The organism is Collinsella sp. LCP21S3_C7, assembly GCF_052118485.1.
Lineage (GTDB): Bacteria > Actinomycetota > Coriobacteriia > Coriobacteriales > Coriobacteriaceae > Collinsella.
Genome location: NZ_JBQKHC010000002.1, coordinates 56,571 through 75,697 on the forward strand (window position 1 = coordinate 56,571; position 19,127 = coordinate 75,697).

At 61.4% G+C, this 19,127-nt stretch carries 13 protein-coding genes; 1 reads left to right on the forward strand and 12 read right to left on the reverse strand.

The genetic code is table 11. The features are described from left to right. Positions 1–138: 138 nt before the first annotated feature. From rpsJ to ACTQ1E_RS01645, 10 genes are all read right to left on the reverse strand, one after another. Positions 139–447, reverse strand: a complete 309-nt coding sequence (rpsJ, locus tag ACTQ1E_RS01600; protein WP_427717612.1) for a 30S ribosomal protein S10 — start codon at positions 445–447, stop codon at positions 139–141. Between the two features lie 60 nt (positions 448–507). Continuing rightward, the gene (gene fusA, locus ACTQ1E_RS01605) at positions 508–2,607 is read right to left on the reverse strand and encodes an elongation factor G (protein WP_154514697.1); all 2,100 of its coding nucleotides are present in this window, start codon (positions 2,605–2,607) and stop codon (positions 508–510) included. Positions 2,608–2,626: 19 nt separating this feature from the next. Further along, positions 2,627–3,100 (reverse strand): 30S ribosomal protein S7, encoded by a 474-nt coding sequence (gene rpsG / locus ACTQ1E_RS01610; RefSeq protein WP_006235013.1) that lies wholly within the window; start codon positions 3,098–3,100, stop codon positions 2,627–2,629. A 73-nt stretch (positions 3,101–3,173) separates the two neighbouring features. Then, positions 3,174–3,551 carry a 30S ribosomal protein S12 gene (rpsL, locus tag ACTQ1E_RS01615; protein ID WP_154514699.1) on the reverse strand — a complete coding sequence of 126 codons (378 nt, stop codon included), beginning with the start codon at positions 3,549–3,551 and terminating at the stop codon, positions 3,174–3,176. A gap of 438 nt (positions 3,552–3,989) precedes the next feature. After that, positions 3,990–8,465, reverse strand: a complete 4,476-nt coding sequence (locus ACTQ1E_RS01620; RefSeq protein ID WP_441564445.1) for a DNA-directed RNA polymerase subunit beta' — start codon at positions 8,463–8,465, stop codon at positions 3,990–3,992. Positions 8,466–8,471: 6 nt separating this feature from the next. After that, complete coding sequence (rpoB, locus tag ACTQ1E_RS01625; protein ID WP_441564501.1) at positions 8,472–11,900, reverse strand: DNA-directed RNA polymerase subunit beta; 3,429 nt, start codon at positions 11,898–11,900, stop codon at positions 8,472–8,474. A 559-nt stretch (positions 11,901–12,459) separates the two neighbouring features. Then, positions 12,460–13,368, reverse strand: a complete 909-nt coding sequence (locus ACTQ1E_RS01630; RefSeq protein ID WP_368136490.1) for a UTP--glucose-1-phosphate uridylyltransferase — start codon at positions 13,366–13,368, stop codon at positions 12,460–12,462. A 311-nt stretch (positions 13,369–13,679) separates the two neighbouring features. Beyond that, positions 13,680–14,057: a 50S ribosomal protein L7/L12 gene (rplL, locus tag ACTQ1E_RS01635; RefSeq protein ID WP_154514707.1), complete on the reverse strand. Its 378-nt coding sequence runs from the start codon at positions 14,055–14,057 to the stop codon at positions 13,680–13,682. A gap of 102 nt (positions 14,058–14,159) precedes the next feature. Next, positions 14,160–14,681: a 50S ribosomal protein L10 gene (rplJ, locus tag ACTQ1E_RS01640; protein ID WP_117646079.1), complete on the reverse strand. Its 522-nt coding sequence runs from the start codon at positions 14,679–14,681 to the stop codon at positions 14,160–14,162. Between the two features lie 507 nt (positions 14,682–15,188). Further along, positions 15,189–16,325: a pyridoxal phosphate-dependent aminotransferase gene (locus ACTQ1E_RS01645; protein WP_441564446.1), complete on the reverse strand. Its 1,137-nt coding sequence runs from the start codon at positions 16,323–16,325 to the stop codon at positions 15,189–15,191. Between the two features lie 93 nt (positions 16,326–16,418). Here ACTQ1E_RS01645 and ACTQ1E_RS01650 point away from each other — a divergent pair, with 93 nt between their 5' ends. Next, complete coding sequence (locus ACTQ1E_RS01650) at positions 16,419–17,078, forward strand: hypothetical protein (protein WP_441564447.1); 660 nt, start codon at positions 16,419–16,421, stop codon at positions 17,076–17,078. Between the two features lies 1 nt (position 17,079). Here the strand turns inward: ACTQ1E_RS01650 and ACTQ1E_RS01655 are convergent, their stop codons facing one another. Then, positions 17,080–17,643 carry a uracil-DNA glycosylase family protein gene (locus tag ACTQ1E_RS01655; RefSeq protein ID WP_441564448.1) on the reverse strand — a complete coding sequence of 188 codons (564 nt, stop codon included), beginning with the start codon at positions 17,641–17,643 and terminating at the stop codon, positions 17,080–17,082. 3 nt (positions 17,644–17,646) lie between these two features. After that, on the reverse strand, positions 17,647–19,023 hold the full coding sequence (locus ACTQ1E_RS01660; protein WP_441564449.1) for an alpha-amylase family glycosyl hydrolase: 1,377 nt from the start codon (positions 19,021–19,023) through the stop codon (positions 17,647–17,649). Positions 19,024–19,127: the final 104 nt, after the last annotated feature.

A 19,127-nucleotide genomic window follows, 5' to 3' on the forward strand; every position in this document is an offset into this window, starting at 1 on the left:
TATCTGCCCCCAACAGTTTTACTCATACACTCGTTTGTCGAATAGCTCAGTAGTGTAGACCCTTTACCCCATCGATACAAAAAAAGGCCGCAACCCTTAGGGCTGCGGCCTTACAAATCGCACTATCGAGCAAAAAGCTTAGAGCTTGATGTCGATGTCGACGCCAGCGGGGAGATCGAGACGCATGAGCGAATCAACGGTGCCCGAGGTGGGGTCGAGGATGTCGATGAGGCGCTTGTGGGTGCGCATCTCGAACTGCTCACGGGAGTCCTTGTCCTTGTGCGGCGAGCGGATGACCGTGTAGAGGTTGCGCTCGGTGGGCAGGGGGACAGGACCGGAAACGCGAGCGCCGGTCTTCTGAGCGGTCTCGACAATGAGCTTCGCGGACTGATCGACGACCTCGTGATCATAGCCCTTGAGGCGAATGCGGATCTTCTGGGTAGCCAACTTAAACCTCCAAAGAGTGCGAGAGATGTTCTCGCGGATTACGTAACAGGGAGCTCGAACTTAGGCGTTCTTGCTCATGACCTCGTCCACGATGGACTTGGGCGCAGGCTCATAAGAGTCGAACTGCATCGTGTAGGATGCACGGCCCTGGGTCTGGGAGCGAAGGTCGGTAGCGTAACCGAACATCTCGCCCAGCGGCACCTTGGCACGGATGAGCTTGGTGTTCTTGCGATCCTCCATGCCCTCGATCTTGCCGCGGCGACCGGAGAGGTTGCCCATAACGTCGCCCATGTACTGCTCGGGGGTCTCGACCTCGACAGCCATGATCGGCTCGAGCAGCTGCGGATCGGACTTCTTGAGGGCGTCCTTGATAGCCATGGAACCGGCGATCTTGAAGGCGGCCTCGGAGGAGTCGACCTCGTGGTAAGAACCGTCGAACAGGGTGACCTTAACGTCGAGGACCGGGAAGCCGGCGATAACACCGGTGTTCAGGGCCTCCTGGATGCCCTTGTCGATGGACGGGATGTACTCCTTGGGCACGACGCCGCCGACGATAGCGTTGACGAACTCGTAGCCGAAGCCCTCCTCCATCTTCTCGAGCTTGATGACGGCGTGGCCGTACTGACCGCGACCGCCGGACTGACGGACGAACTTGCCCTCAGCCCTCTCGACGTCGTGACCAGCGGTCTCGCGGTAGGCAACCTGGGGCTTACCGACGTTAGCGTCAACCTTGAACTCACGGAGCAGACGGTCAACGATGATCTCGAGGTGCAGCTCGCCCATGCCGGCGATGATGGTCTGGCCGGTCTCGTGGTTGGTGGACACCGTGAAGGTCGGGTCCTCCTCGGCGAGCTTGGTCAGAGCCAGGGACATCTTGTCCTGCTCGGCCTTGGTCTTGGGCTCGATAGCAACGTCGATAACGGGCTTGGCGAACTCGATCTTCTCGAGGACGATCTCCTTGCCCTCGGCGCACAGGGTGTCACCGGTGGTGGAGTTCTTGAAGCCAACGCAGGCGACGATGTCACCGGCGCAAGCGTCGTCACGGTCGATACGCTCGGCGGCGTTCATCTCGAGGATGCGGCCGAGGCGCTCGCGCTGACCGTTGGAAGCGTTGACCACGTAGGAGCCGGACTCGGCGCGACCGGAATAAACGCGGACGTAGGTGAGCTTACCGACGAACGGGTCGGTCATGATCTTGAAGACCAGGCCGGAGAAGGGCTCGTCGAAGGAGGGATGACGCACGATCTCCTCGCCGGTTTCCGGATCGGTACCGGTGACGGCCTCAACGTCGAGCGGGCTGGGCAGGTAGTCGACGACAGCGTCGAGCAGCTCCTGAACGCCCTTGTTCTTGTAGGCGGAGCCCACAAAGACGAGGTTGAGCTCGTTGGCCAGAACGCCCTTGCGCAGAGCAGCCTTGAGCTCCTCGACGGTGAAGTCCTCCTCCATGAGGATCTTCTCCATGAGCTCGTCGTCAAAGCTGGCAGCGGCGTCGAGGAGCTCCTCGCGCTTGGTGGCAGCGATGTCGGCGAACTCAGCCGGGATCTCGTCCATCGGCTCGGGGTAGGTCATGCCCTTCTCGTCGGCCTTGAAGTCCCATGCAGTCATGGTGACCAGGTCGATGACGCCCCAGAAGTTGTCCTCGGCGCCCATCGGGACCTGAGCGGCCACGGCGTTAGCGTCGAGACGATCCTTCATGGTCTCGATAGCGTTGAAGAAGTCAGCGCCCACGCGGTCATACTTGTTGATGAAGGCGATGCGGGGAACGTTGAAGGTAGAAGCCTGACGCCAAACGGTCTCAGACTGGGGCTGGACGCCGGCAACGGCGTCGAAGACGGCGACAGCGCCATCGAGGACGCGCAGGCAGCGCTCGACCTCGGCGGTGAAGTCAACGTGGCCCGGGGTGTCGATGATCTGGATGCGGTAGTCCTTACCGTCCTTGTTCCAGAAGCACGTGGTAGCAGCGGAGGTAATGGTTACGCCGCGCTCCTGCTCCTGAACCATCCAGTCCATGGTGGCAGCGCCCTCATGGACCTCACCGATCTTGTGGGTCTTACCGGTGTAGTAAAGAATACGCTCGGTCGTGGTGGTCTTACCGGCATCGATGTGGGCCATGATGCCGATGTTACGGGTATCGGAAAGCTTGTGCTTAGCCTTAGCCATATTAGTTCCTTACCTTAACTTACCAACGATAGTGAGAGAACGCGCGGTTGGCCTCGGCCATCTTGAAGACGTCCTCACGCTTCTTGACGGAAGCGCCCAGGCCGTTGGAAGCATCGAGAATCTCGTTTGCGAGACGCTCAGCCATGGTCTTCTCCTTGCGAGCGCGGGAGAAGTTGACGATCCAGCGGATGCCCAGAGCGGTGGAACGACGGGAGTTGACCTCCATCGGGACCTGATAGGTAGCGCCACCGACACGCTTGGGCTTAACCTCGAGCGTGGGCTTGACGTTGTCCATAGCCTTCTTGAAGGTAGCGAGAGCGTCGCCACCCTCGGACTTCTCGGCAACGATCTCGAAAGCGGTGTAAACGATGCGCTCAGCGGTGGCCTTCTTGCCGTCAAGAAGGACCTTGTTGATGAGCTGAGTCACCAGGCGGTTGTTGTAAACGGCGTCAGGCTGAACCTCACGACGATTAGCTGCTGCACGACGCGGCATGTGAAATCTCCTTAAGTGTCTACCGTGCGGCGCTTAGGCGGCACACGGCGAAAGTATCAAAACGTTATCTGGCTTATTTGGCCTTGGGGCGCTTAGCACCGTACTTGGAACGGGCCTGCATACGGTTCTGGACCGGAGCAGCATCGTAGGCGCCACGGATGACGTGATAACGGACACCAGGGAGGTCACGAACACGACCGCCGCGGACGAGCACGATGGAGTGCTCCTGCAGGTTGTGGCCCTCACCCGGGATGTAAGCAGTAACTTCGATGCCGTTGACGAGGCGAACACGGGCAACCTTACGAAGCGCCGAGTTCGGCTTCTTGGGGCTCGTGGTGAAGACGCGGGTGCACACGCCGCGCTTCTGGGAGTTGTGCTGCAGAGCAGCGTTCTTGGACTTCTTGGGCGCGGAACGACGGCCCTGGCGAACCAGCTGGTTAATAGTAGGCAAAGCGTACTCCTTCTCGAATGATTCCAGCTTTCTGTAAAGTGCAACGGCTTGAATCGAGGGGTCAGCATCCCCCTACGAAACACGCAGTTCGATAGGATACGTGCCGTTAGCTGTGTCGTCAACAGACCACGCCGCCGGGCGTATCCTAAAATAGCCACATTTCCGCAAAGCCTACACAAAAGGAATCCCCTCCTGTGCGCGAGGGCGGATTTCCGGGACGGGCGGCCCAGGGGTTAAGTTTGCTGCTCTACAGTCCTGGCTCGCACGGAGGCCACATTAAGTGGCCTCCGGCTCGTGCGGAACTCGCGACAAACTTAACCCCAAGGCCGCCCGTCCCGGGAATCCGACGTACTCGTCGGGGCAACGTTCCTCAACAAAAAAGACCCGCTTCCCTGTTGGGAAACGGGTCTTTGGAAGAACGGTTAACGTACTAGGAAATTACTCCCCGTCGTTGTCCTTGGCCTCTTCGGCGTCGTCGGTGTCCACGAGCTGGTTGAGCAGCTCGTCGAGGGAAGCCATGTCCTCGTTGATGGCACCGTTGGCGGAAGCCTTCTTGTCGTCGATCGGGGCGCCCAGGAGCTCCTCGTCGGCATCGGCGTGATGCGAAGGAGCGGAGGTGCCCAGCAGGATGTCGTCCGGACCGTCGGGGCTAAAGACCATCTGCAGCAGCTGCGAGAGGTCTTCCTCGTCGGCAACGTCGTCGTTGTTCTCGAGGATGTAGAGCAGGTCGTGGGCCTCGAGGCCGTCGCGGAGCTCCTCGATCGCCTTGGCACCGATGCCATCGATGCGCAGCAGATCCTCCTCGGACTTGCCAACCAGGTCGCCGACCGTCTCGATGCCGACCTCGCTGAACTTGTTGGTCCAGCGCTGCGACACGCCCAGGTCGTCGAACAGGTACAGGCGAGCCTTCTCGGCGGAGATGGTGTGGCCGTTGCGGGTGAACGAACCGTCGGCACCGCCAAACTCGTCGTAGCCGGCCCAGTCGAGCTGCTGTGGGAGTCGCTCGTCCAGGTCCTTGAGCTCCACGGGAGCCCACTCGGGCAGCGACTTGGCGTTGGGCGAAGCCGGACCATCGATGTCCACGTAGCCGTCGGCCGTGCGATACGTCAGCTTGGCGTTAGCGTACGGCTTGAGGCCGGTACCAGCCGGGATCTTCTTACCGACGATGACGTTGGACTTAAGGTCGAGCAGGTGGTCGACCTTGCCCTCAATAGCAGCCTCGGTAAGGACGCCGGCGGTACGGATGAACGAAGCGCTCGACAGCCAGGAGTCGATGTTGGACGCAACCTTGAGCGTACCCAAGATGACGGGCTCAGCCACGGGAGCCTGACCGCCCAGACGGGCAACGCGCTCGACCTCGTCGGCGAACTCGTAGCGGTCGACGTACTGACCAAGCAGGTACTTGGAGTCGCCGGGGTTGGTAATCTGAACGCGACGCAGCATCTGACGTGCGAGCACCTCGATGTGCTTGTCGTTCAGGTCGACGCCCTGGCTGGTGTAGACGTCCTTGACGCTCTCGACGAAGGTGTGCATCGTCGACTCGATGTCGGTCAGCTTGCGCAGGTTGCGGAAGTTGACGAAGCCCTTGGTGATCTGGTCGCCGGCGCGAACCTCGCAGCCGTCCTCGATCTCGGGCATAAAGCGCACCGAAGCGGGGACGCGACGCTCGTCGAGGACACGGGTGTGATCCTCGGAGTCGGTGAGCGTCAGCACGTACTCGGACTTCTCGGGCTTAATCGAGAGGTGGCCGGAGTACGGAGCCAGCTCGGCCTCGCGACCCAGGATCTTCTCGTTGACGTTGCCGACGATATCGAACATACGGCTGACCGTAGGCAGACCCTGCGTAATATCGTCGACGCCAGCGACGCCGCCGGAGTGAATGGTACGCATCGTAAGCTGCGTACCGGGCTCGCCGATGGACTGGGCGGCAATAATACCGACTGCGGTACCGATGGCGACCGGACGACGGGTGGAAAGATCCCAGCCGTAGCACTTCTGGCACACGCCGTACTTGGAGCGGCAGGTGAGCAGCGCGCGAAGCTTGACCTTCTTAAGGCCCGCATCGACCATCTTCTGGATGTCGGCGACCTTCTCGATATAGCCGTCCTGCTCAAAGAGCACGGTGCCATCGGGAGCCACGACGTCCTCGATGAAGCAACGGCCGACAAGATCGGTGTTGAGGTCGGTGGTGCCGGGAATGATGAGGTTGTAGGTGACGCCCTCGTGTGTACCGCAGTCCTCCTCGCGGACGATGACGTCCTGGGCCACGTCGACCAGACGACGGGTCAGGTAGCCAGAGTCCGAGGTGTGGGATGCGGTATCGACCAGGCCCTTACGGGCGCCGTAGGTCGAAATGAAGTACTCGAGCGGCAGCAGGCCCTCGCGGAAGTTCGCCTTAATGGGAAGGTCGATCGTCTCGCCGGACATATCTGCCATCAGGCCACGCATGCCGCCGAGCTGACGCAGCTGGGTCTTAGAACCACGGGCGCCGGAGTCGGCCATCATGTACAGCGGGTTCTCCTCGTCGAACATGTCGAGCATGAGCGCTGCAACCTTGTCGGTACAAGCGGTCCACTCGTTAACGACTTCGATGTGGCGCTCCGTCTCGTTGATGAAGCCCTCCTCGAAGTACTCGTTGATCTGGTCGACGTTGGCCTGGGCGCGGTCGAGCAGCTCCTGCTTCTCGGCAGGGATGAGAGCGTCCCACACCGAGATGGTGAGGCCGGCGCGGGTAGCGTAGTGGAAGCCGGAGTACTTGATAGAGTCGAGGATCGGGCCGACCTTGGCCTCGGGGTAACGATCGCAGCAGTCGGCAACCAGCTTGGCCACATCGCCCTTGACCATCTTGTAGTTCATGAACTCGTAGTCTTCGGGCAGGCACTGGCGGTTGAAGATGATGCGGCCGATAGACGTCTCGAAGCGTGCGGTCTTGTTACCGGTGACATCGTAGTCGACGAACTCGTTCTTGCCGTTCTTGACGCGGAAGATACGGGTGCCGTCCTCGTTGATGACGTTGGCGTTCTCGGCGGACACACGGACCTGAATCTTGGCCTGCATGTCGACCTCGGAGCGGCAGTCATAGGCGTGCAGCGCGTCGTCGAAGCTCGAGAACACGTGGTTCTCGCCCGGCAGACCGTCGCGGACCTGGGTCAGGTAGTACACACCAATGATCATGTCCTGCGAGGGGATGTTGACCGGCTTGCCGGATGCCGGCGAGCGCAGGTTGTTCGCAGAGAGCATGAGCACGCGGGCCTCGGCCTGAGCCTGGCTGGACAGCGGCACGTGGACAGACATCTGGTCGCCGTCGAAGTCGGCGTTGAAGGGCGCGCAGACCAGCGGGTGCAGGTGGATAGCCTTGCCCTCGACCAGCACCGGCTCAAAGGCCTGGATGGACAGACGGTGCAGGGTCGGTGCACGGTTGAGCAGCACGACACGACCGTCGATGACCTCTTCGAGGATGTCCCACACAAAGGTGGCACCGCGGTCGATAGCGCGCTTGGCGCCCTTGATGTTCTCGACCTTGCCAAGCTCGACCAGGCGCTTCATGACGAAGGGCTTGAAGAGCTCCAGCGCCATGGTCTTGGGCAGACCGCACTGGTGCAGCAGCAGCTTGGGGTCGGTAACGATTACCGAACGGCCAGAGTAGTCGACACGCTTGCCCAGCAGGTTCTGGCGGAAACGGCCCTGCTTGCCCTTGAGGGCCTCGGCGAGCGACTTGAGCGGGCGACCACCACGGCCAGAGACCGGGCGCCCACGGCGGCCGTTGTCGAACAGGGCGTCCACGGACTCCTGGAGCATGCGCTTCTCGTTGTTCACGATGATCGCAGGGGCGTCCAGGTCGAGCAGGCGCTTGAGTCGGTTGTTACGGTTGATCACGCGACGATACAGGTCGTTGAGGTCGGACGCGGCGAAGCGGCCGCCGTCGAGCTGGACCATCGGGCGCAGATCGGGCGGAATGACCGGGATGACATCCAGAATCATGTTCGCGGGGCTGTTGCCGCCCTTCAGGAAGGCGTCAACGACCTCGAGGCGCTTGACGGCCTTCTCGCGCTTCTGCTTCTGGGAGTCCTCGTCGGCGATGATGGCCTTGAGCTTCTCGGCCTCGGAGGGGAGGTCGATGGCAGCGAGCAGGTCGCGGACGGCCTCGGCACCCATGCCACCCTTGAAGTACATGGAGTAGTAACGGGTCATCTCGCGGAACAGCGGCTCATCGGAGATGAGGTCGCGCTCGGTGAGCTTCATGAAGGCGTTGAAGGCGTCCGTGCGGAGCTGCTTCTCGTCCTTGCACTCTTCCTCGATGTCGACGATGCCGGAGGCGATCTCCTCGGGGCTCAGCGGCTCCTCGTCGGAGAACTCGTCAAAGTTCTCGGGGTTGCCCTGCTCCTTGAGGGACTCGATCTGGCGGGCGCACTCGGCATCGATCTCTTCCAGATCGGCGGCGAGCTCCTCGCGCAGGTCGTCAGCGTCGGCCTCGCGAGCCTCGTAGTCGACCTCGGTGATGATGTAGCTGGCAAAGTACAGAACCTTCTCGAGGTCCTTGGACTTGATGTCGAGCATACGGCTCATCGGGAAGCTCGTGGGGCTCTTGAAGTACCAGATGTGGGACACGGGAGCGGCGAGCTCGATATGGCCCATGCGGTCGCGACGCACCTTGGCCGAGGTGACCTCGACGCCGCAGCGCTCGCAGACGATGCCCTTAAAGCGGATGCCCTTGTACTTGCCGCAGGAGCACTCCCAGTCCTTGGCGGGACCGAAGATCTTCTCGCAGAACAGGCCGTCCTTCTCGGGCTTGAGGGTACGGTAATTGATGGTCTCCGGCTTCTTAACCTCACCGTGCGACCAGGAACGGATCTGGTCGGCGGAGGCAAGGGAGATCTTTACCGAGTCAAATTCAGTAGCTTCGAAATCTGCCACAGTCAACTACTCCTTATCAGTGGTCGTGGCGGCGACAGCCTCGGGCGCCTCGGCGGTCTCGGCATCCTGGGCCTCGACGTCGGCGTCAACGCCGGCGAGCGCAGCCAGGTCATCGAGGGCAGAGGTCTCCTCGGCGGTCACGGGGGCGGAGGCGTCCTCGTCGGCATCGTGCATGGGCTCGATGTCCAGTGCGAGGGAACGGATCTCCTTGACGAGAACCTTGAAGGACTCGGGGATACCCGGAACCGGGACGTTCTCGCCCTTGACGATGGACTCGTAGGTCTTGACGCGGCCCACGGTATCGTCGGACTTGACGGTCAGGATCTCCTGCAGGACGTTGGAAGCACCGTATGCGTACAGTGCCCAAACTTCCATCTCGCCGAAGCGCTGGCCGCCGAACTGGGCCTTGCCGCCCAGCGGCTGCTGGGTAACCAAGCTGTAAGGGCCAGTCGAACGGGCGTGGATCTTGTCGTCGACCATGTGACCGAGCTTGAGGATGTAGGACGTACCCACGGTAATGGGCTCGCGGAACTCCTCGCCGGTACGGCCGTCAAACAGGCGGGTCTTTCCACGCTCGTCAAGCTGGGTGACAAACTCGGGGCGCATGTGATCGCCAAAGGCAGCGGTGGCCTTGTTGAGCATATTCTTGTTGGCACGACGGATGACCTCGGCGATCTCGTCCTCCTTGGCGCCGTCGAAGACGGGCGTCGCGGTAAAGAACGGACCGGGGACGTACTTGTCGGAATCGGCATCCTCGGTATCCCAACCGCAGGCAGCAGCCCAGCCAAGGTGGCACTCGAGCAGCTGGCCGACGTTCATACGCGAAGGAACGCCCAGCGGGTTGAGGATAACGTCGATCGGGGTACCGTCAGCCATGTAGGGCATGTCCTCGACCGGCAGAACGTTACAGATAACACCCTTGTTGCCGTGGCGGCCGGCAATCTTATCGCCCTGCTGGATCTTACGGCGCTGGGCGACGTAGACGCGCACCTGCTCGTTGACGCCGGGGGCCAGGTCGTCGCCGTTCTCGCGGCTAAAGCGGACGACGTCGATGACGCGGCCGTAAGCGCCGTGAGGCATCTTAAGGGAAGTGTCGCGAACGTCGTGAGCCTTGGCACCGAAGATGGCGCGCAGCAGGCGCTCCTCGGCAGTCAGAGCGCTCTCGCCCTTAGGGGTAACCTTGCCGACCAGGATGTCGCCAGGGCCGACCTCAGCGCCGATGCGGATGATGCCGTCCTCGTCGAGGTTGGCAAGCATGTCCTCGGAGAGGTTCGGGATCTCGCGAGTGATCTCCTCGGGGCCGAGCTTGGTATCGCGGGCGTCGATCTCGTGACGGGTGATGTTGATGGTCGTCAGCAGGTCCTCGGCCACCAGGCGCTCGGACACGACGATACCGTCCTCGTAGTTGAAGCCTTCCCACGGCATGTAGGCCACGGTGAGGTTCTGGCCCAGTGCGAGCTCGCCGTGATCGGTCGAAGGACCGTCGGCCAGAGGCTCACCCTGCTCAACGGTGTCGCCGACGCGCACGAGCGGGCGGTGGTTGATGCAGGTGGACTGGTTGGAGCGCTGGTACTTGGCCAGGTGATACTCGTCCATGCCGCCGGCATGCTTGACGATAATCTTGGAGGCGTCGGCAAAGACGACCTCGCCGGCGTTCTTGGCCAGGGTGACCTCGCCAGAGTCCAGGGCGGCGCGACGCTCCATGCCGGTACCGACATAGGGAGCGGCGGGGTGAACCAGCGGCACGGCCTGACGCTGCATGTTGGCGCCCATGAGCGTACGCTTAGCGTCGTCGTGCTCGAGGAACGGGATCAGCGTGGCTGCGACGGAGAGCATCTGGCGCGGCGAGACGTCCATGTAGTCGACGTCCTCGACGGGCACGTCGGCGGGAGCGCCGAAGGAGCCGTCGAAGTCGCGGGTACGGGCGATCACGGAATGCGGACGGACGATCTTGCCCTCGGCATCGGTCGTGATGAACTCGTTGGTCTTGGGATCGAGCGGCGTGTTGGCCGGCGCGATAACGTGCTTCTCTTCCTCGTCAGCGGTCATCCAGTCGATCTGGTCGGTGGCAACGCCGTTCTCGACGCGGCGGAACGGGGCCTCGATGAAGCCATACTCGTTGACGCGGGCGTAGAGGGCAAGCGAGCCGATCAGGCCGATGTTGGGGCCTTCGGGGGTCTCGATCGGGCACATGCGGCTGTAGTGCGAGTTGTGAACGTCGCGGACGGCCGTCGGCACGTTGGTGCGGCGGCTGGAGCCCGACTTGTGGCCGGCAAGACCGCCAGGGCCGAGTGCGGACAGACGGCGCTTGTGGGTCAGACCGGTCAGAGGGTTCGCCTGGTCCATGAACTGCGAGAGCTGCGAGGAACCGAAGAACTCCTTGATGGAGGCCACGATCGGGCGGATGTTGATGAGCGACTGCGGGGTAATCTCGTCGATGTCCTGGGAGCTCATGCGCTCACGGACGACGCGCTCCATACGGCTCATGCCGATACGGAACTGGTTGGCGACGAGCTCGCCGACGGTGCGGATACGGCGGTTGCCAAAGTGGTCGATGTCGTCAACCTTGAAGCCCTGCTCGCCGGCAGCGAGGGACAGGAGGTAGCGCAGCGTCGCGACGATATCCTCGTCGGTGAGCACCGTGACCTCTTCCTCGGTAGTGAGGTTGAGCTTCTTGTTGACCTTGTAGCGACCGACGCGGGCCAGGTCGTAGCGCTGCGGGTTGAAGAGCAGGCCCTCGAGCAGGCTGCGGGAAGCATCCACGGTGGGAGGCTCGCCCGGGCGCAGGCGACGGTAGATCTCGATAAGAGCATCCTCGCGGGTAAGGGCGGTATCGCGCTCGAGGGTGCGCTTGATCACATCGGAGTTGCCGAGCAGCTCGATGATGTCGTCGTTGGTGACGGCGATGCCAAGGGCGCGCAGGAACATCGTGGCGCTCTGCTTGCGCTTACGGTCGATGGAGACCATGAGCTGGTCGCGCTTGTCGACCTCAAACTCAAGCCAGGCACCGCGGGACGGGATGATCTGAGCCTTGTAGATCTGCTTGCCCGAATCCATCTCGGAGCTGAAGTACACGCCCGGGGAACGGACGAGCTGCGAGACGACGATACGCTCGGTACCGTTGATGATGAAGGTGCCCTGATCGGTCATCATGGGGAAGTCGCCCATAAAGACGAGCTGCTCCTTGATCTCGCCGGTCTCCTTGTTGGTGAGACGGACGTCGGTCAGAAGCGGAGCCTGATAGGTCATATCCTTCTCGCGGCACTCCTCGACGGTGTGCGCGGGGTCGCCAAACTGATGCTCGCCGAAGGTAACCTCGAGAACATGGTTCTGGCTCTGGATGGGGCTGGATTCCTTAAACGCCTCACGAAGGCCCTCGTCCTTAAAACGCTCAAAGGATTCCCTTTGAACAGAGATAAGGTTGGGGAGCTCCATGGCCTCCGGGATTTTCCCGAAGCTGACGCGCTTGCGCTCAGTGGCAGTGTATGCGTAGGTCACCAGGTTTTTCCTCCTTCACGGAAATGCTCGGTGGGTTGGCGAGGCATAGCTTCGCCAGTTATCGCAACCTAATAGTTTATCAGGTACCGACCGTTGGGCAAGAAAAGCCTTGACGCGATTGAGTTTTTGGAGTAGCAAAGTTTTTCGACAGAAAATACCCAGGTAGATGTGCGTATATCGAACATATGTTCATATATTTTCTGTGAACAGAGTTGCTGATGCGCGTCGCTGAATGGCGGAATGGCGGCGAAGGCTGATCGGGCGGAAACTGCGTCCCGTTTTGAGGCCTCAAACTGGGTCGTAGTTTCCGATTGAGCCCTGTTTGGGAAACTGTATCCCGTCCTGATCCGATATTCTGGGATGCGCTTTCCGCTAGGGTCCTCAGCCGGAAAGCGCATCCCAGAATTCGATCAAATTGTGGGTCGCACTTTCCGGAGCTAAGCGGCACTTCGCAAAAAAACGGGTGCAGACCGAAGTCCGCACCCGTAAGCGCTGTTTACTTGCGCATCAAGCCGCCGCGCTCGTCGATGGCATCCCAGAAGGCATCGGCAAAGCGAGGATCGCTTGCAGCCATGAGGGCGTTGGTGGCCATCCAGCCAGACGGGGTACCGGTGTCGTAGCCCGAGAGCGGGTCGATGACGACAGCGTACATAGCCTCGCGGTCGAGCGAGCGGGCCATGGCGTCAGTGAGCTGAATCTCGCCGCCCTTGCCGGCCTGCTGGTCGGCAAGCAGCTCCATGACCAGCGGGCTCAGCAGATAGCGTCCGACGATGTAAAGGTTAGAAGGCGCAGCCTCGGGAGCAGGCTTCTCCACCAAGCCGCCGATACGCCACACGGCGCCAGGCTCGGCATCGCCAACGCCCTCAGCGCCCTCGAGGGAGCCCACGCGCTCGCCGGCGATAACGCCATAGCGGCTGACCTCCTCGGGAGCACACGCGGCAACAGCGATAACCGAAGCGCCGCCATGCTCCTTGGAGACGGCAAGCATCTTGTCGCAAATGTCATGGTTGGGCACAACATAGTCGCCCAGAAGAACAAGGAAGTTCTCCCCCGCCACAGCATCGGCCGCCGAGCGAATGGCATGGCCGAGGCCCTTGGGCTCGTACTGATAACGGAAATCGACCGGCATACCGCCAGCGTGGGCGACGGCATCGGCATAGGCGTTCTTGCCGCGCTCGCGCAGCAGGTTCTCGAGCGAACGGTCGGGCTGGAAGTAGCTCAGCAGCTCGGGCTTACCGGGAGAGGTAACGATGATGGCGTCGTCGACCTCCTCGGGGTCGAGTGCCTCCTCAACGACGTACTGGATAACCGGCTTGTCGAGCACCGGCAGCATCTCTTTGGGCGTGCACTTAGTGCCAGGCAGAAAACGCGTGCCTAGACCGGCGGCGGGGATGATTGCCTTCATATTATTCAAGGATCCTTTCGCAGGCGCAAAGCGCCCCAAGCGTGCGGCACGGCGGCCGCAGACCAAATTGCGATACCGAAGTATCTTACCGCCGGAGACATACGTCCCCGTAAGGCAAACGCAATTCTTCAGCAGGTCAACGCAAATTATTGCTCGAATGGTGCAATTTTATGCCCCAGCGGTAACGGGATTGGCACGGCGAAGACGGCGGTGTTCTGCGTGCCGAGCAATGGGAATGAGGGGCCAAAACAAAAAAGACGGGGCTCGCAATGCGAACCCCGTCTGCAAAGAAATCTGGCGAGAAAGCCTGATTACTTGAGGGTGACAGCAGCGCCAGCAGCCTCGAGCTTCTCCTTGGCAGCCTCGGCGTCCTCCTTCTTGGCGCCCTCGAGAACAGCCTTGGGAGCGCTCTCGACGACCTCCTTGGCCTCCTTCAGGCCAAGGTTGGTGAGCTCACGGACGGCCTTGATGACCTGGATCTTGTTGTCGCCGAAGCCCTCGAGCACGACGTCAAACTCGGTCTTCTCCTCGGCCTCAGCAGCGCCAGCAGCGGGAGCGGCGACAACAGCGGCAGGAGCAGCGGCGGAAACGCCGAAGGTGTCCTCGATAGCCTTAACGAGCTCGGAAGCCTCGAGAAGGGTCATTTCCTTAAGAGCATCGATGATCTCATCGGTGGTAAGCTTAGCCATTTCTAAGTCCTTTCGGTTTCCGTGTCTGTGCACGGAGATCAGTTAAAACACGGCGCGAATGCGCCAGGGGTGCGGCGTTGCCGCCGCGGGTGAAAACAGCGACTAGGCTGCCTTCTGCTCGGAGACCTGCTGGATCGAACGAGCGAGACCAGAGGAAACGCCGTTGACGCAGACAGCGATGTCGCGAGCGAAACCGGAGATGAGACCGGCGATCTGGCCGAGAAGCTGGTCCTTGGTGGGCAGCTCGGCGATAGCCTTAACATCATCAGCGGAAACGGCCTTGCCGTCGGAGATACCGCCCTTGATCTCAAGGACGCCCTTGGACTTAGCGGAGAAGTCCTTAAGGGTCTTAGCGGCCTCGACCGGCTCGGTCTCGTAGAACACATAAGCGACGGGGCCGGCGAGGATCTCGTCGAGCTCGGGCTGCTCCTGGTTCTTGAGAGCGATCTTGACCAGGTTGTTCTTGTAGACCTTCATCTCGGCGCCGCACTCGCGAAGCTGATGACGCAGCTCCTGAGCCTGCTTAACCGTCAGACCGTTGTAGTTGACGACGAACAGACCGGCATTCTCGGCGATACGGGACTCGATCTCTGCAACCTTGTCGATTTTGTACTGCTGGGGCATGAATTACACCTCCTCGAATTCTTTCCGGGCACGGTCCGCCACAAGGACGTGACGGGGGCATGTCCAAAAAGAAAGCCCCCGCGCTGCATGAGCGACGGGGGCGAGAAGACATATCTACTCGACCACCTCGGCTGGCGGGATGTCCCATTAAGCTCGCGGGCAATGCCCGTTCGCACCGGCTGTCTCTGGCAGCGGATTCGTGCGTGAACCGAAAGTATTATGGCGGGGACCCCGGCGTCGGTCAACGGAAAACCGGGCTGCACACAATTCCACCATCCGGCGCGCGCCGCCGAAGGCCAGGCGCAAGGTTTCCGCTCGGTCAAGTCCTGGGCTCGCACGAAGGCCACATTAAGTGGCCTTCGGCTCGTGCGGAATCTACGGAAACCTTGCGCCTGGCCTTCGGCGGCGCGTGCCTGCGTCAACTATGGGGCAGCCCGGTTTTCCGTTGAGCGACGCCCCCACGCATAACCCTTATGTCGGTGGGCTGATGTGTTGCGTCCCTGATGGTTATAGGGTTGAGACGAAGGTGGACAGGCGGCGGAGGCCTTCGTCCAGATCTTGGTCGGAGACGCAGTAGCTTAAGCGGACGTGGCCTTCGGTGCCGAAGCAGTCTCCGGGGACTAGGGCTACGTTGGCTTCTTTGATGGCTTTGATGCAGAAGTCTTCGCTTGTTAGGCCGAATTGTTTGATGCTGGGGAAAGCGTAAAAGGCGCCGGCTGGTTCCACTACGTCGAGGCCCATGGTGTCTAAGGCTGCGAGCACGCGTTCGCGGCGGGCTCGGTAGACTTTGAGCATGGGGGTTGGGTCGACGGTCAGGGCTCGGGCCGCGGCGTCCATCTCAAAGGAGACGGCGCTCGATACTAGGTATTGGTGAGCTTTTGCGATCTCGGCGATGACGGGGGCTGCAGCTGCGAGCCAGCCCAAGCGCCAGCCGGTCATAGCCCATGGCTTGGAGAAGCTCTCGATGACCACCGTCTGCTCACGCAGCTCCGGGTGGCGCTGGGCAAAGCGCTCATAGCCATCCACATAGACCAGGCGGTTATATACGTCGTCGCAGATTACGTAGATGCCCGCTTGCTCTGCCACGTGTGCCACGGCGTCGAGCGATGCCGCGTCGAGGATACAGCCCGTAGGATTGTTGGGCGTGCAGATGACGATGGCCTTAGTCGCCGGCGTCACGCAGGCGCGAAGCGCGTCCTCGTCAATCTGAAATTGCGCGGGCTCCGTATCCAAAAAGACCGCTTTGGCGTGATTGGCCACGACGATGCTCTCGTACAGGCCAAAGGCCGGCGTGGGGATAATAACCTCGTCGCCGGGGTTGAGCATGGCCATAAATGTTGCCGACAGGGCCTCGGTCGCGCCGTCGGTCAGGATGACCTCGTCGGCCGAAAACGTAAGGCCCGCGTCTCCCATGTAGGTAGACAGCGCCTCGCGCAGGGCGGGACGGCCGTTGTTCGGCGGATAGTGCGTGTCACCGCGGTCCAACGAAGCAGTCACTTCGGCGCTAATCACATCGGGCGTGGGAAAATCGGGCTCGCCAAGCGCGAGCGCGATGCACCCCGGGTGCTGGGCGGCGAGCGCGTTGATCCGGCGAATGCCGGAGGGCTTGAGCGTGGCAAGCGAGGTGTTCATGGGCAGTCGCATGGCATTCCTTTCGTAAGGGTTGCACTAGGATAGCGCGCCCGCGCGCCACCAGACGGTGTAACCTAAACGGAAACCAACCGGAAAGGAGGCGGCATGGAGACGACTGCACGCGGCGATGTACCAAAAACGTTGCAAACCATTGCATATATCAGTATTCCCGATAGCGCCGATCTTGAGTTTTTGCTTTGGGACCTGCAGGATGCCATCGCCGCCTATGCTCAGCTTTCCGGCACCGCGCTCCCCCGTCCGGTCGATTTGGAGGCAAATGACACCGGTGCAGTCGATGGCATGGTGTTCGCTGTTGATGATGCATTTGATGATGAGGCGATAATCGCTGTCGAGCAGATACTCGATCGCTTCGGGGATACAGAGACACGCGTCTATGTCGTCGTCCAGGCCCTGTCAAAAAACAACAAGCAGGCGGACGAAGTCCTCGACCACCTGTACCGGGCGTGTATTCTACGTGACCTGCCATGGTGCGGTGGCGTTGTCATCTGTGCCGGCAGCGGTATTGCGGCGCTTCGCCACTCCCCGCGTATGGGCCTCTTACGCCGGCCATTTTCCGAAGCGATGGATAAGCTTGTAGGCGCTGTGCGCATGGGCTGCTCCATAGAGCATGCGCAGCTGCTTGGCGGCGGCGATGCCGATAGTGTCGATGTCGACGGCATGGTGCGCGTCAAGCCCGCCGTGCCCGCACCAATCTGGCATGCCATCATCAAACGCCTCGGCGCCCATGCTCAATCAAGGATTTAGATTACCGTGCGGTCCAGTCAACTGCCTCGCGCCAGCGCTCGACAAGCCGCTCCAGGCGCCAGGCCGCGTTAGCGGGACTTGTCGAGGGGAGGACGATGGCGGGCAGCCCGGTGCGTTCTTGTAGATAGCGCTTATAGAGGCGCCCCGCCGTACCTCCGTTGCATACCACCCGCTCGATGGGCGCAGCTCCAGTGATGCGTTCGATATATGCCGGCACAACGTTTTTGATGCTCGCGTCGCTCGACCCCTTAATGTCGCAGCTCTCGACCACATCCCACAGGGCCACACCACCGTTCAACAGCATGGATCGCTTGGCGGCAATAGAGGCGTCGAGCGTCGCGGGCTCGCCGCCCACCAAAGGGTCGCCCTCGTTGGGTGGTACAGGCACACCAAGGCACGCGGCCATCACGCGCCAAAAGCGATTCTGAGGGTTGCCGTAATAAAAGGCATTGGCGCGCGAAAGCACCGAGGGAAACGACCCGAGCACCAAAACGCGCGAGTGCTGGTCAAACACGGGCTCAAACCCATGCTCAATATGTTGATAGCCCTCGTCTGACGCCGCCATGACCTAGGCCCTCAACAGATAGCGCACCTCGTAGGGCGCAAGTTCAAGCGCACCCGTCAGCTCGACCGTGGGTGCATCGTCGGCAAGTAGGTCGACGAAGGAGCCGTTGAGTTCGCCGGCTCCAAAGGTATAAGGCTCGTTCACGGCATTGACCGCCACGAGCACCGTCGCGTCGTCGCAGGCGCGCTCGAACAGCAGCTGCTTGTTCTGGATCACCACGTTGCGATAGGCACCGTAGTTGAGGGCGCGTGCCGCCGCGTCGTCGGCCGAGCGCAGGTGCGCAAGCTGTGTGACGAACGCCGTCAGCTCGTTGGGCGCAGGCTCATCGAGCGCAGGGCGCAGCGCCCAGTCGCCATCGGGGCCGCCCTTTTCGCCAGCAATTCCCCACTCGCTGCCATAGTAGACGCACGGGATGCCCGGCATGCCAAAGAGCATGCCATAGGCGGGGCGCAGACAGGACTTGTCGGTGAGGATGCTCGCCAGGCGCGGCACGTCGTGGTTGTCGACAAACGACAGCAGGTGCTTGCCGCGGTAGATGCACCACGGGTCGCCGCCAAACTGACGGTGCAGCGAGTGGGCGATCTCGAACATGTTGATCGAGTTAAAGCTGGAGTACAGTCCCTTGTAACACTCGTAGTTGGTGCAGGAGTCGAGCATCTCGTCGTTGACGATCTGGTTGTAGTCGCCGTGGAGCGTCTCGCCGATCAGCACAAAATCGGGTTTGAGCTCACGGGCAAAGGCGTGCAGGCGGCGCATAAAGTCGCGGTCGAGCATATAGGCGACGTCCAGGCGCAGACCGTCGACGCCAAAGACATCGGCCCAACGGCGCACGGACTCGAGCAGGTAATCGACCACGGCGGGGTTTTGCAGGTTAAGCTTCACGAGCTCAAAATGGCCTTCCCAGCCCTCGTACCAAAAGCCATCGCCGTAGCATGAGTCGCCGTCAAAGCTGATGTGGAACCAGTCCTTGTAGGGCGAGTCCCACTTGCGCTCCTGCACATCGCGGAAGGCCCAAAAGCCACGGCCCACATGGTTGAAGACGGCGTCGAGCACCACGCGGATGCCGTGGGCATGCAGCGTCTCGCACACGGCGGCAAAGTCGGCATCCCCACCCAGGCGACGGTCGATGTGGCGCAGGCTGCGCGTGTCGTAGCCATGGCTATCGGACTCGAGCGGTGGGTTGATGAGCACAGCGCCAATACCGAGTTCCTGCAGGTAGTCGGCCCATTGGGCGATTTTCATGATGGGGGCATCGGGGTTGGGCGCATCGTTGGCAGCCTGGGCAAGCTCATCCTCGGCAACGGGCGCGGCGTTTTCGCGCGGAGCTCCACAAAAGCCCAGCGGATAGATCTGATAGAACGTCGTCTCGTATGCCCACATAGCAACCTCCCGGTAAGCTCAACACAACGACATCCATTGTATGCCCGGCAGGGTAGTTAATTTGGGACGGGCTTGGCGCAGCGTATGACCGGGAACAGCACGGT

Coding starts and splice junctions, on each gene's coding strand:
- fusA (WP_154514697.1), bottom strand. CDS start 2,607: ATGGCTAAGGCTAAGCACAAGCTTTCCGATACCCGTAACATCGGCATC.
- rpsG (WP_006235013.1), bottom strand. CDS start 3,100: ATGCCGCGTCGTGCAGCAGCTAATCGTCGTGAGGTTCAGCCTGACGCC.
- rpoB (WP_441564501.1), bottom strand. CDS start 11,900: ATGGAGCTCCCCAACCTTATCTCTGTTCAAAGGGAATCCTTTGAGCGT.
- ACTQ1E_RS01630 (WP_368136490.1), bottom strand. CDS start 13,368: ATGAAGGCAATCATCCCCGCCGCCGGTCTAGGCACGCGTTTTCTGCCT.
- rplL (WP_154514707.1), bottom strand. CDS start 14,057: ATGGCTAAGCTTACCACCGATGAGATCATCGATGCTCTTAAGGAAATG.
- rplJ (WP_117646079.1), bottom strand. CDS start 14,681: ATGCCCCAGCAGTACAAAATCGACAAGGTTGCAGAGATCGAGTCCCGT.
- ACTQ1E_RS01645 (WP_441564446.1), bottom strand. CDS start 16,325: ATGCGACTGCCCATGAACACCTCGCTTGCCACGCTCAAGCCCTCCGGC.
- ACTQ1E_RS01650 (WP_441564447.1), top strand. CDS start 16,419: ATGGAGACGACTGCACGCGGCGATGTACCAAAAACGTTGCAAACCATT.
- ACTQ1E_RS01655 (WP_441564448.1), bottom strand. CDS start 17,643: ATGGCGGCGTCAGACGAGGGCTATCAACATATTGAGCATGGGTTTGAG.
- ACTQ1E_RS01660 (WP_441564449.1), bottom strand. CDS start 19,023: ATGTGGGCATACGAGACGACGTTCTATCAGATCTATCCGCTGGGCTTT.